Consider the following 13086-nt stretch of genomic DNA (forward strand, 5'->3'; position numbering starts at 1 on the left):
GCTCGTGGCACCGCCTGCTTATATTTTATGAAATCCTTCGTCCTGATCCGGCCATCGCCGTGCTCGTGGCGCGGGGACAGCCGGGTCCGTGACGCGAAGGTTACAGGGTGGTTACGGGCGGTCAACCGCTTCGCGCTGACCCTGACGATATGGACCTATAGCCGCAGTGCATGGCACTGCGGTCGCATCGCTCCGCCGCGGATAGCTTGCAGTTATAGGGGGCGGTCCGCTTGCTATGGGAAAGCGGCGCCAGGCTGCGATAGGCTCGTCGTTCGTCATCGATGGTCAGGTTCGGGGAAGTTTTGTTGATCCAGCGCCGCGCGTTTCTTTTGGCTTCGGCTGCGCTTGTCGCGATGCCCGGAGGCCTTCTCGCGAAACCTCGGACGAAGCGCGGGACGCGCACCGCCAACATCGCGGGCGCCCGGGCGGCGGTCGAGATCATCGAGGATGACCTGGGCGTTCCGCATGTGCGTGCGGCGTCCAAGCACGATGCCTTTTTCGGGCAGGGCTATCTGGTCGCGCGCGACCGGTTGTTCCAGATCGACATGGAGCGCCGCCGCGAGATGGGGCGGATGGCCGAAGCCTTTGGCCCGCGCTTCGTCGCCGCCGACCGCGCGGCGCGGCTGTTCCATTATCGCGGCGATATCGAGGCCGAACTGGCGGCGCTGCCGCCCGACGTGCTCGATTGCGCGCGGGGCTATGTCGCCGGGGTCAATGCGCGGATCGACGAGTTGGCGGGCGATCCCGCAGCGCTGCCGCTGGAATATGGCATTTTGGGGATCAACCCGCTGCGCTGGGACGTGCGCGATCTGGTGCGCGGGCGCGGCATCGGGATGGGTGACGCCGACGACGAGGTCCGCCGCGCCCAGCTCCACACCCGCGGCCTGCTCGATGCCGAACAGCTGTTCGCGCCGCTTCGCCCAGCTTGGTCGTTCACCGTCCCCGACGGGCTCGACACCGCCGCGGTCAGCGAAGCCGATCTGGGCGTTCTCGACCCCGCCGCGCGCCCGGTGCCGTTCGACGCTATTCAGGAAGCCTCGCTCGATCCCGAGCAGCGCAGCACCGATCGCTATGCACTGGGCAGCAATGCGTGGACCATTTCGCCCTCGCGCAGCGCGACCGGGCGGCCAATCCTGGCCAACGACCCGCACCTCGGCATCGGCGGCGCCAGCCCGCGGCATATGGTGCATATGACCGCGCCGGGGCTCGACGTCATCGGCGCGGGCGGGCCGGGGCTGCCGGGGATCATGCAAGGGCATACCGATCGCTTTGCGTTCGGGCGCACCAATTTCCACATCGACCAGACCGACCTGTTCGTCCTGCGCACCAACCCCGAAGATCCGAACCAATATTGGCACAAGGACAAATGGCGCACGTTCGAGATTTTCGAGGACGAGATCGCGGTCAAGGGCGCGCCGCCCGAGCGCGTCACCCTGCGCTATGCCGATGGCCGCCCGATCGTATCGCAGGATGCGGCGCGGCAGCGCGCGATCGCCTTTGCCACCGTCACTATGCTGCCGGGCGCCAATATGAAATTCGCGATCATCGCGATCAATCTGGCGACCGATTGGGCGTCGCTGCAAGCGGCGTTCAAGCTGCACGTGTCTCCGACCAACCTCCATTATGCCGACATCGACGGCAATACGGGGTGGCAGACGATCGGCTTCACCCCGCGGCGTCCGAAGCACGACGGGCTGCTGCCCGCGCCCGGCAATGGCGATTATGACTGGACCGGGCTGCTCCCGGTCAAGGATATGCCGCACGTCTATAACCCGCCCGAAGGCTGGTTCGCGTCAGCGAACCAGATGAACCTGCCGGCGGGCTATCCCTATCGCGAGCGGATCATCAGCTTCAACTGGAGCGACCCCTATCGCTACGATCGCTGCGCCGAAGTGCTGCGCAGCCAGCCCAAGCACCGGATCGCCGACAGCATCGCATTGCAGCACGATGTCCAGTCGCTCCCCGCGCGGGCGCTGCTGAGGCTGCTTCCTGCGACAACATCGACCGAAGCGGCGCCCGCCGCGGCGATGCTGCGACGCTGGAATTGCGGGATCGAGGTCGATAGCGATGCGGCGCTGCTGTTCGAGATGGTGATGGTTGCGCTGTCAGCAGACTTCCGCGACCGGGTCGTCCCGGCGGCGGCGAAAGATTTGATCCCGACGGTCAATCTGTCGGAGATGCTGCGTATCCTGGCATCACCCGACAAGCGACTGGGCGACGATCCTGTCAGCGCGCGCGACGCGATGATCGACCGCGCGCTGGTGGCGGGATGGGCAAAGGCGATCGAGTTGGGCGGTGCCGATCCGGCCAAATGGCAGTGGGGCGATCTGCACCGGGTGACGGTCGCGCATCCGCTGGCGTCGTCGATTCCGGCAATCGCAGCGGCTTTCCCGAAGATCGATGGTGGCCGCTCGGGCGGCGACGGCACCACGCCGATGGCGCGCGGCTTTAATTCGCGGCGCGGCTTCAACGTGTCGCACGGCGCCAGCTATTTGTTCGTCGCCGACGTCGGTGCGTGGGATAACAGCCGCTTCCTGTTGCTGCCCGGGCAGTCCGCCGATCCAAGGTCGCCGCGCTACCGCGACTTTTATCCCAAGTGGCTGGCGGGGGCGATGCAGCCGCTCTGGTTCAGCAAGGCGGCGGTGGATCGGCACGCGGTGGAGCGGTTGGTGCTGGCGCCTGCGGGGGGCTGAACACAACCCCGTTCGTCCTGAAGAGGGGCTGAGCGAAGCCGAAGCCTGTCCTGAGCGCCTGCAAGGCAGTCGAAGGGACCCGTCTCGAAGGATGCTGACGCAGCTGTCCTTCGAGACGCCATTTCGACAAGCTCAATGGCTCCTCAGGACGAACGGCGGTGGTTAATCCTAAAGCCCCTCCGCAATCGCCACCAGCGCGCGGTCGACCGCCGCGGTGGCCTGACTGTCGGTTCCCTCGGGCATATCATTGGCCAGCACCGAAAAGATCAATGTCCGCCCGCTGCGCGTCGTCAGATACCCCGACAGCGCGCGCGACGCATTGAGCGATCCGGTCTTGGCGAATAATTTGCCTTCGAGGATCGTCCCTTTGAAGCGGTTCTGCAACGTGCCGTCGCGCCCGGCGATCGGCAGCGTCGCCCGCCAGTCCATCCCCCACGGCTGGCACGCGATCCAGCTAAGCAGGCCGACCGCGGCGCGAGGCGTGATGCGGTTGTAGCTCGACATCCCCGACCCGTCGGCGAAGTGATAGCCGGTGTCGGGCACCCCCGCCGCGGTCATCACCTGCCGCATCACCGCCTGTCCATCGGCGATCGACCCGCTACCCGCATGCCGCGCGACGCGGCGCAGCATCAGTTCGCTATGGAGGTTCTGGCTCTCCTTGTTGATCCGCACCATATTTTCAGCGAGCGGCGGCGCGGGCAGTTCGGCAAGCATTGCGGGCTCGGTCGGCAGCGCGACCGGCGCGTCCTTGCGGAGCTTCGGATCATCAGCGGCGGTCAGCGGGCGGTGGCGGACTTCAACCGCACCATCGACCTTCACCCCGCGCGCTTTCAGCAATTCGCCGAGGCGCCACGCGGCATAATGCGCGGGATCGTCGATGCCATAGCGCAGCGTCAGCGGCGCGGCGGTGGCGCCGACCGTGCCGGTCAGGCGGATCACGCGGCTGTTCGGCATGCGATCGGCTTCGATCTTTTCGTCCTTGCCCGCGACGGTCGTTATGCGATTTTCGATGGCGTAATAACCGGAAGTCTGGATCGTCGGCGCGGCGCCCACCGCGCCCGGCGCCAGCTTCACCACCAGCTCATTGTCATCAAGCGTCAACGCCGAGTTGCCAGTGCCGTAGCGCGAGACGATATTGTTCCAGCTCATCCCCGGGCTCCAGCGCTCGTCGGGCAGCCAGCTGTCGTCGCCGACGATGTTGCGGACGCGGCGCGTCTTCGCCGCCACCGCATCGGCGAGGTTTTGCAGGCAGTCGGTCTTGCAGTCGTCGGCGCTCGACAGCAACGGATCGCCGCGGCCGTGGAGGATGACGTCGGTCGCGCCGCCAGCGCCGGTTTCGAGCCGCACCCCGGTGCCTTTGGCGGTCTGCTGAAGCAAAGGCAGCTGGGCATAGCCGATCGCGGTCGTGAACATCTTGGTGTTCGACGCCGGGATGAAGCGCTGGTCGGGGTCGATCGACAGCAGCACATCGCCCTCCAGCGTCGTGACCAGCAATCCAAACCGCGATCCCGCCGGAGCGGCGGCCAGCGTCTGTTCGACCGTGGTCATAAGCGGCGCGGGCGCGGGATCGGCGGGTGTGCGCGCGTGGACGGGTGCACAGAGTAGCGCCAGAGCAAGGATCGGGGCGAAGGGTTTGAGCGCGGCTTTCATGGTCTCTCCTGAGCATCCCATGCGGCGATAAGCTGGTCGCCGACGGCGGGGCGTAGCGCGGCGATGCCGCTGTCGAAGTGGCGGGTCGGGTGGACCCGGTTGGTGAGGAGCGCCCAGCCAAGGCCGCGCTCGAAATCGATCCACAGGCCGGTGCCGGTGAAGCCGGTATGGCCGATGGTGTCCACCGAGCAGGCGTCGCCGCCGTGCCATCCGGTAAAGGCGCGTTCCCAGCCGCAGGTGCGATGCGCCTCGTTTGCGTTCTTCACCTCTGCCATCATCGTGGGCGACAGCATCGATCCATCGAGCATCGTCTGGGCGAAACCCAGCACTCCGTCGATAGTGCCGAACAGCCCGGCATGACCGGCCACGCCGCCGAGCGCATAGGCGTTTTCGTCGTGGATCTCGCCGCGCAAGACCCGTCCGCGCCAGTGGCAAAATTCGGTCGCAACCGCCGGGCCGGGCGGCGGACCGAAGCTCAGCCCTTCGCCCAGCGGCCAGTCCGACAGCTCCGCCCCGGTCAGCCGCTCGATCGCGATGCCGAGCAGGATGAAATTGATGTCCGAATAGACCGGCGGCCCGTGCCGCCATTCGCGTTGCAGCACGAACGCGCGCAACCGCGCCGGGTCGTCGCCATAGGTATAGATCGGCTCGACCGCGGGCAGGAAGGTGCGGTGCATCAGGCAATCGCGGAAGGTCAGGCGGCGCTCGGCGGCGTTCGCGACGTCATATTGGCGCAGGTCAGGGATCGCATCGGTGAGCGTGCGATCAAGGTCGAGGCGGCCTTGGTCGGCGAGCGTCAGGATCATCGTCGTCGTCGCGATCACCTTGCTCAGCGAAGCGAGGTCGAACCAATGCTCACGGGTTAGCGGCTCGGGGTTTGGAACAAGCGCCGCCATGCCCGCGAACCGCACTGCGCTCTCGCCATCGGCCGAAACGATGCCAAGCGCCGCGCCGGGAATCCGCCCAGCCTCGACCGCTGCCGCCACCGGCGCAAAGGCGGCATCGATCATGGCCGGTCGTCCGCGCGCGGCTTGGCCCGCCCGATCAGCGGCAGGAACAGGATCGCCGCCAGGCTGATCACGCCCGAAGCCAGGAAGAACAGCTCAAAGCCATTATATCCCGCTTCATCGAGCTGCCCGACCACGGTGCCGCCCGCCCCCGCCAGCAGCCGCGGCAAAAGGAAGGCAAAACCCGATAGAAACGCATATTGTGCGCCGGGATAGCGCGGATTCACAAGCATCGACAGATAAACGACAAAGATGGCGCCCGCCATGCCGTTGCCGAACTGGTCGGCGGCGGTCGCGATATAGAGCAGGTTCTGATCATGCGGCTGGTGCGCGAGCCAGACGAAACCGAAATTTCCGAATGCGGCAAACAATGCCCCGATCGTCAGGGTGATGCCGAACCGCCAGCGCGTCGTCATCCATCCGCCCAGACCCACGCCGACGATGCTGGCCGCCAAGGCCACCACGCCGTCCGCCCAGCCAATTTCGGTCTTGGTATAGCCGATCCCCAGGATCATCGGCTTCGACAGGTTGAGCGCCAGCACGTCACCCATGCGGTATATCGACACAAAGGCCATCAACGCGATGGCGAAACCGCCATAGCGCCAGAAGAAGTCGACATAGGGGCCGATTGCCGCCGAGGCACGCAGCGAAGAGTCCGGCGCGGCTTTGCGGATGCGCGGCAGCATCGCGGCCATCGCCACAAACGGCAGCATCGCAATGCCGAGCACCCAAGGGGTGACGTTCGTCTTGGCGCTGATGCCGATCTCCGCAGCCGCGCCGAGCAGCAGCCATCCAACCGCCGCGACCAGAGCCGCCAGCGCGACGAGGATCGCAGCGCTCGTCACCAATCCGCCCCCCAACGCAGCCAAGCGACCGCGCTCGCGGCGCCGTTCGGGCGGCAGCGCCGCAAGGATCGGCAGCGGCACGAACGCCCCGACCGCAATCAATAGATAGGCGGCGGTCCAGCCGGGTGCGATTCCCAAGGATTGCAGGGTCGGCGCCACGCTGCCACCGACGTCGGCGAACAGCAGCGCCCCGCTGCCCGCCGCGACCATCGCGGTGCGATAACCCCACAGATTCGCCGCCGCGAGCGGCCCCTGCAATTCCGGCGTCGGCCCCAGCTCGACTCGCCATGCGTCGGCGGCGACTTCCAGCGTCGTCGTCCAGAAGGCAAGCAGCACCGCGAACAGGGCGGTCAGTGCCAGGCTATCGTCAGCCGACGTGAACGCCATCGCCAGCATCGCGGCGACGATGCCGAGTTGCGACAGCATGATCCAGCCGCGCCTTTTGCCCCAGAAACGGGTAAAGCCCGGCACCGCGTAGCGGTCGAGCAAGGGCGCCCACAGGAATTTGAAGGTCGGCAGCAACTGCACCCAGGCGAAAAAGCCGATGATCGCCAGCGCAACGCCATGATCGGTCAGCCGCACCGCCAGCACGGTCGAAAACATGTAAAAGGGCAGCCCGGCGGAAAAGCCGAGCATCAGATAGAGGATGCGGGCGCGGCGCTGCGCCGATCTGGCGTCACGATCGCTCGCGAACGCCGCCGCCGCGGCGTCGGCATTCAGCGCCGCCGCGGTCACTTGCCCGCCTCGGGCTCGATCGCCTTTTCCCAGCACGCAACGACGCTGGTGACACTCAGGTTGGCGCTGGCGCTGGCCACCGTGCGGGTCATGTCGAGCAAGCGATCAAAGGGCAGCACGAAACCGACCACCAGCGCGGTCTGTTCGGGGGTCACTCCGACCGCCGACAACACCGCGGCGAGCATGAATAGCGACGCCGACGGGATCGGCGCGGTGCCGAACGCCGCGAGCGCGCCGGTGAGCAGGACGATCGCGAGCATCGACAGGTCGGGCTCGATACCGACGGCTTGCAGCGCAAAAATGCTGAGCAGCCCGACATACATTGCGGTGCCGTCCTTGCCGATGCTGGCGCCGATCGGCAGCACGGTCTTGGCGACGCCGGGGGCGATGTGCAGATCGTCGAGCGCGATGCGCAGCGCGACGGGCAGCGTCGCCGCCGACGAAGCGGTTGAGAAAGCGACCGCGAGTGCATCGACGATCGTGCGATAGAAGCCCAGCACAGACCGGCGCACGACGAAGGCGAGAAGCGGGACGTGGACGAGCAGGATCTGGAGGATCACCCCCGCCGCGACCGCAATCGCCAGCCAGCCGATGTTGGCGAACACCGCGACGCCATTGTCGGCGACCGCCTTGGCGATCAGCGCGAGGACGCCGAACGGGGTGATCTCCATGACGATGCGTACCAGATGGAACAGCACCTGTCCCGCCGATTGCAGCAGGTCGGCCATCGGGCGTCCCTGCTCGCCCGCCAGGATCACGCCGAAGCCGAGCAGGATCGAGAAAAAGATGATCGCCAGCATGTCGCCGTCGACCAGCGCCTGGACGATGTTGATCGGCACGATGCCGACGAGTTGGTCGTGGAGCGACTTGGGCTCGCCCAGCGCGTGCGGCGTGGCACCGCCCAGCGCGGCGCCCTGTCCGGGTTCGATGAGCAGACCGACGATGATCCCGATCGACACGGCGCAGAGGGTGGTGAAGGCGAACAGCCCGACGGTGCGCGCCCCGACCGACCCCAGCTTGCGCGGATCAGCGAGCGCGGTGACCCCCGACGCGATGCTGATAAACACGATCGGGACGACCAGCATCCGGATCAGCCGCACGAACAATTCGCCGATGATGGCGATGGCGGATGCCGCCGCGGGCCAGAACAGGCCGAGCAGCACACCGATCACCATGGCCCCCAAGACGCGCTGCCACAGCGGAATTGCAAACCAGCCGCGAAGAAAAACTGTCATCGGCCCTGTTGCCCCGTTCGTGTCAAATCCCGCCCCAAAAACCGGGCTGCGGCGACGACAGCACGCCCATTGCGCCGCTGACCCCGCCGGCGCGATCCTCGGCAAGCCAGAGCGGTCCGTCAAGGTCGGCGAAGGCACTGTTTGCGGCAATCGCCCAAGCGGGGGCGATCGACAGCGACGAGCAGATCATGCAGCCGGTCATCACGCCCAGCCCGCGCGCCCGCGCCGCGTCAGCCAGCTCCAGCGCCGCGGTTAGCCCGCCGGTCTTGTCGAGCTTGATATTCACGACCCCATAGCCATCGGGCAAGGCGTCGAGATCCGCGGCGACATGCACCGATTCATCGGCGGCGATCGGAATCGCCGAGCGGAAACCGATCAGATCGCCGTCGGCATCGGCAGACAGCGGCTGTTCGAGCAGGTCGATCCGCAGGTCGGTCATCAGCCCTTGCAGGCTGCGAACCTCGTCGATTGTCCAGCTTTCGTTGGGGTCGACGATCATCTTCGGTTTCGGGGCCGCGGCGCGGACGGCGGCAAGCAGCGTGGCGGGGTCGCTGCGGTCGACCTTGACCTTCAACAATGGCGCATCGGCGAGCGCAGCAGCTGCTGCTGCCATATTTTCGGAGGTGTCGAGACTGATCGTCATCGCGGTGACAATCGGGCGCAGCGGGTGATCGAGATTGAGCGCCGTGGCCAGATCGCTGCCCGCCAGTTGCAATTCGAGATCCCAGAGCGCGCAGTCGATCGCGTTGCGCGCGGCGCTGGCGGGCATCAGCTGGAGCAGCGCCTGCCGGTCCAGCCCCTGCTCGATCGCGCCGCGCAGGCTTTCGATCGCCGCGATCGCGCTCTCAACGCTCTCGCCATAACGCGGATACGGGACGCCTTCGCCGCGCCCGGTCAGACCGTTATGGCCGATGGTGACCGTGACGACCTCGGCGGCGGTCTTGACCCCGCGCGAGATGCGAAAGGGGGCGTGCAGCTTAAACGTCTCGGCAAAGACGGTCAGGGTGCGGGGCATGGCCGACAAGATCAGGCGGTTGCGGCGACGGCGGCGGGGCCAGCGGCAACGCCGAGCAGCCGGTCGAGGATGGCCTCGACCCCGAAGCGATAGGGATCGCTGGTCGGCAGGCCGAATTCGGCCTCGGTCGCTGCGCACAGCGCGCGCGCCTCTTCCTCGGCCATCGCCGACGTGTTGAGCGCGATCCCGACCACCCGGACATCGGCGTTGGTCAGCCGCGCGACACGCAGATTGGCCTCCAGCGTGTCGGCGATACCGGGTAGCGGATAATGCGGCAGGCCGCGCATATGCGGGCGCACCGGGTCGTGACAGAGCACCAGCGCGTCGGGCTGCGCGCCGTGCAGCAGCCCGGTCGATACCCCCGCGAACGAGGGGTGATAGAGCGAACCCTGACCTTCGATCAGGTCCCAGCCATCGTCGCCGCGGGCGGGCGAAATCTGTTCGATCGCGCCCGAGATGAAATCGGCGACCACGGCGTCGAGGGGAACGCCGTCGCCTGCGATCAGGATGCCGGTCTGGCCGGTCGCGCGGAAATCGGCGGCGACGCCGCGCTTTTCGAGCGCGCTCGCGAGGCACAGCGTCGTGTACATCTTGCCCACCGAACAATCGGTGCCGACGGTCAGCAGCCGCTTGCCCGCGCGCTTCTTTCCATTGCCGATCGGGATGTCGGGCCGCGGGTCGCGCACGTCGTGGAGCTGGCGGCCCAGCCGCGCCGCGGCCGCGACCAGCCGCGGTTCGGCGTTCAGCCGGTGGTGCAGCCCCGACGCGATGTCGAGCCCGACGTCCATCGCCGCCAGCGCATCGAGGATCAGCTGCTCGCCCAGCTTGCCGCCCGCATTGGCAATACCCAACACCAAAGTCCGGGCGCCCGCAGCATGGGCCGCGGCGAAGTCCATGCGCGGCAGATCGAGCGTCAGCGGGCAATCGTCGTGGCGATATTCACCGATGCAGATGTCGGGGCGGAACACCGCAAGGCCGCGCGAGGTCTTGATATCGGCGGGGTCGCTCGAATGACCAAGGTAGAGAAGATAGGGGGTAGCGATCATGGCTCGGGTCAACCTGCGGGACGATGAAGGCCGCGATCTTAGCCCGCCCCACCGCACCGCCCCAATATCCAGCGCCTCATATCCTATAGCCCGGCGCTATAGTCCTTCAATGACGGTGGCGAGCACCGACAGGAAATCGGCGGCGGTTCGCGACAGCGGGCGGTTCTGCAAATAGACCGCGTTGATGTCGAAGGTGATCGCGGGTTGCAGCGGCCGACTCGCGAGGCCGGGGGGCAGCGCGGCGTGGGCGGTGAAATTGTCGACGATCGCCATGCCGACCCCGGCGCTGACGAGCGCCGCCGCGACATAATAGGTGCGCGCCGACACCACTTCGTCGAGTTCGACCTCGAGCCGGCTGAGCTCGCTCGACAGCATCCGGCCGATCGGGCCGCCCTGCACCGGGCTGATGAATTTCTGCCCGCGCAGTTCGTCGAGATGGAGCCGCGGCGGCGCGGCGGGCATATCCTGTTCGCGGTAGATCACTACCAACTCGCCCTCGCCGATCACCTGATGCGCAACGGGAGCGGAAAGCGGCACTTCGAAACTGATCGCGATGTCGGTTTCATGTTCGTACAGCTTGCGCACCATTTCGTCGTGGTGGAGCGTCTGAAGGTCAAACATGATATCTTCATGGTCAGCCAGAAAGCGCGCGACGGCATCGGGGATCGCGCCGAGGCCCAACGAAGGAAGCGCCGAGATGCGCAGCAGCCCGCCGCGTCCGTGGCGCAAATTCTGGCACGCCTGGCGCAGCGAGCGCACCCGGTCCTGAATGTCGGATACCTCGGCAAAAAGCGTGTGGGCGTCCTGCGTCGGGATCAGCCGCCCCTTCGATCGTTCGAACAGGGTCAGCCCGATCGATCGTTCGGCGTGTCGCAGCACCTTCGTCACCGACGGCTGCGACACGTTGAGCGAGCGTGCCGCGGCGCTGACCGTGCCGTGCAGAAACACCGCATGAAAAATTTCGATCTGGCGCAGGTTCATTCGGTGTCGTTCCAGGCTGCGGGTTTCGGCGCGGGCGCGCGATGAAGCTCCGCCTTATGCCATCGGGTTATAGGGGCTGCAACTCCCCCCTCTGGACGCGGGCGGTGGGTTCGGGACATCCTGCCCGCCATGAAAAGTCTGTCGGCGGCGGGCGGGAGCTTCCGTCCGCCAGCGCGCTCAAAAGGATCATGCCGATGCCATCGCCCGTTTCTTTCCCGGTGCGCCGGACCATTGCCGCGCTAACGGCCGGGGCGGCGCTGTTCGGGGTTGTAACCGCCGTGGCGCGGACAGACACGCCGATCGATGTCATCATCCGCGGCGGGACGATTTATGACGGCAGCACCGGCAAGCCGTTCGTTGGCGATGTCGCGATCCGCGGCGACCGGATCGTAGCTGTTGGCCGCGTCGGCCGCACGGCGGCACAGCGGGTGATCGACGCCAAGGGGATGATCGTCGCGCCCGGCTTCATCGATCCGCACACCCACGCCGACAGCTTCCTGCGCTCGCCCGACCCGGCGGTGCGCGTCAATGCGGCGTGGCTGTATCAGGGGGTCAGCACGGTGATGATCGGGGTCGACGGCAACGGCACGCCGGACGTTACGGCGGACAGCGGCAAGCTGGCGGCGTCGGGGATCGGCACCAATATCGTGCCGTTCGTCGGCTTTGGGCCGGTGCGGCAGCGGGTGCTGGGCCAAGATGCCCGCGCGCCCACCGTGACGGAACTGGACGCCATGAAGGCTCTGGTCGCCAAAGGCATGTGCGAAGGCGCTGTAGGGCTGTCGACCGGACTGTTCTATGCCCCGCAAAGTTTCGCGACCACCGGCGAAGTGGTGGCGGTCGCGCGCGAGGCGGCGATCCGCGGCGGGCTGTACGACACGCACCAGCGCGACGAATCGAGCTACAGCATCGGGCTTCGCGGGTCGGTTGAGGAAGCGATCGACATCGGGCGGCGCGCCGGGATGCCAGTGCATTTCGCGCATCTGAAGGCGCTGGGCGTCGACGTCCATGGTCAGGCGGGCGCGGTGATTGCCGCAATCGATGCAGCACGGCGAGCCGGGATGGAGGTGACCGCCGACCAATATCCATGGCTGGCGTCGGGATCGAACCTCGACGCGTCGCTGCTTCCGCGCTGGGCGGTCGATGGCGGCGGCACGGCGCTGCTGACGCGCCTCGATGACCCTGCGACGCTGGCGCGGATACGCGGCGAGATGGAGGACAATCTGCGCCGACGCGGTGGCGCCGGGGCGCTGCTGCTGATCGCACAGGGCTTTCCCTGGACCGGTCAGACGTTGGCGGCGGTCGCGCAGGGATGGAAGCTCGATCCGCGCGACGCCGCGCTCCGCATCATCCGCCAGAGCATCGAGGCGAAACACCGCGGCGAGACTGGCGGCGGCACCGCGGTCGCGTCGTTCAACATGGCGCAGGCCGACGTCGATCTTTTGATGCAGCAGCCATGGATGGTGACCGCATCCGACGGGTCGGACGGCCATCCGCGGATGTTCGCGACCTTCCCCGAAAAATACGCGCGCTATGTGCGCGAACGCAAGGTCATCGACGTCGCGACCTTCATTCGCCAGTCGACCGGCCGCACCGCCGATATCTACAAGCTCGACCGGCGCGGCTATCTGCGCCCCGGCTATTACGCCGACGTCATGGTTTTCGACCCAGCACAATATGCGCCGCGCGCTGACTACATGCGGCCGCGCGAACTGAGCGTCGGGGTGCGGCAGCTGTTCGTCAACGGCACACTGGCGCTCGACAATGGCCGCGCAACGGGGGCCGCAGCAGGACGCGCCCTGCTGCGGCCACGCCCGCCGGGCTGCGCTGGAGCATGATAGGCGGCAAATATGGGACCACCCCCCATCTCGTCCGTCGGCAG

The 13086-nt window shown here is 66.9% G+C and carries 9 protein-coding genes; 2 read left to right on the forward strand and 7 right to left on the reverse strand.

The window, feature by feature from the left end; genetic code table 11:
- Positions 1-353 precede the first annotated feature (353 nt).
- The gene (locus tag J2X44_RS16240) at positions 354-2693 is read left to right on the forward strand and encodes a penicillin acylase family protein (RefSeq protein WP_310086355.1); all 2340 of its coding nucleotides are present in this window, start codon (positions 354-356) and stop codon (positions 2691-2693) included.
- A gap of 168 nt (positions 2694-2861) precedes the next feature.
- Here J2X44_RS16240 and dacB read toward each other — a convergent pair whose 3' ends face one another.
- The 7 genes from dacB to J2X44_RS16275 form a co-directional block, all read right to left on the reverse strand.
- Positions 2862-4343, reverse strand: a complete 1482-nt coding sequence (dacB, locus tag J2X44_RS16245) for a D-alanyl-D-alanine carboxypeptidase/D-alanyl-D-alanine-endopeptidase (RefSeq protein ID WP_310086361.1) — start codon at positions 4341-4343, stop codon at positions 2862-2864.
- Positions 4340-5353, reverse strand: a complete 1014-nt coding sequence (locus tag J2X44_RS16250) for a serine hydrolase (RefSeq protein WP_310086362.1) — start codon at positions 5351-5353, stop codon at positions 4340-4342. Before J2X44_RS16250 ends, dacB begins: the two co-directional genes overlap by 4 nt.
- A complete protein-coding gene (locus J2X44_RS16255; RefSeq protein ID WP_310086365.1) occupies positions 5350-6930 on the reverse strand; it encodes a permease in 1581 nt (526 codons plus the stop codon). The genes J2X44_RS16250 and J2X44_RS16255 overlap by 4 nt, the downstream gene beginning before the upstream one ends.
- On the reverse strand, positions 6927-8165 hold the full coding sequence (locus J2X44_RS16260) for a dicarboxylate/amino acid:cation symporter (RefSeq protein ID WP_310086368.1): 1239 nt from the start codon (positions 8163-8165) through the stop codon (positions 6927-6929). Before J2X44_RS16260 ends, J2X44_RS16255 begins: the two co-directional genes overlap by 4 nt.
- A 22-nt stretch (positions 8166-8187) precedes the next feature.
- Positions 8188-9180, reverse strand: coding sequence for an N-acetyl-D-Glu racemase DgcA (gene dgcA, locus J2X44_RS16265; RefSeq protein ID WP_310086371.1), 993 nt, complete (start codon positions 9178-9180; stop codon positions 8188-8190).
- 11 nt (positions 9181-9191) lie between these two features.
- Positions 9192-10226, reverse strand: coding sequence for an N-acetyltransferase DgcN (dgcN, locus tag J2X44_RS16270; RefSeq protein WP_310086374.1), 1035 nt, complete (start codon positions 10224-10226; stop codon positions 9192-9194).
- 96 nt (positions 10227-10322) lie between these two features.
- Positions 10323-11207, reverse strand: coding sequence for a LysR family transcriptional regulator (locus J2X44_RS16275; protein WP_310086376.1), 885 nt, complete (start codon positions 11205-11207; stop codon positions 10323-10325).
- Positions 11208-11401: 194 nt separating this feature from the next.
- Here J2X44_RS16275 and J2X44_RS16280 point away from each other — a divergent pair, with 194 nt between their 5' ends.
- Complete coding sequence (locus J2X44_RS16280) at positions 11402-13042, forward strand: amidohydrolase family protein (protein WP_310086378.1); 1641 nt, start codon at positions 11402-11404, stop codon at positions 13040-13042.
- Positions 13043-13086 lie beyond the last annotated feature (44 nt).

It is taken from the genome of Sphingopyxis sp. BE259, assembly GCF_031457495.1.
Classification (GTDB): Bacteria; Pseudomonadota; Alphaproteobacteria; order Sphingomonadales; family Sphingomonadaceae; genus Sphingopyxis.

Coding starts and splice junctions, on each gene's coding strand:
- J2X44_RS16240 (WP_310086355.1), top strand. CDS start 354: ATGCCCGGAGGCCTTCTCGCGAAACCTCGGACGAAGCGCGGGACGCGC.
- dacB (WP_310086361.1), bottom strand. CDS start 4,343: ATGAAAGCCGCGCTCAAACCCTTCGCCCCGATCCTTGCTCTGGCGCTA.
- J2X44_RS16250 (WP_310086362.1), bottom strand. CDS start 5,353: ATGATCGATGCCGCCTTTGCGCCGGTGGCGGCAGCGGTCGAGGCTGGG.
- J2X44_RS16260 (WP_310086368.1), bottom strand. CDS start 8,165: ATGACAGTTTTTCTTCGCGGCTGGTTTGCAATTCCGCTGTGGCAGCGC.
- dgcA (WP_310086371.1), bottom strand. CDS start 9,180: ATGCCCCGCACCCTGACCGTCTTTGCCGAGACGTTTAAGCTGCACGCC.
- dgcN (WP_310086374.1), bottom strand. CDS start 10,226: ATGATCGCTACCCCCTATCTTCTCTACCTTGGTCATTCGAGCGACCCC.
- J2X44_RS16275 (WP_310086376.1), bottom strand. CDS start 11,207: ATGAACCTGCGCCAGATCGAAATTTTTCATGCGGTGTTTCTGCACGGC.
- J2X44_RS16280 (WP_310086378.1), top strand. CDS start 11,402: ATGCCATCGCCCGTTTCTTTCCCGGTGCGCCGGACCATTGCCGCGCTA.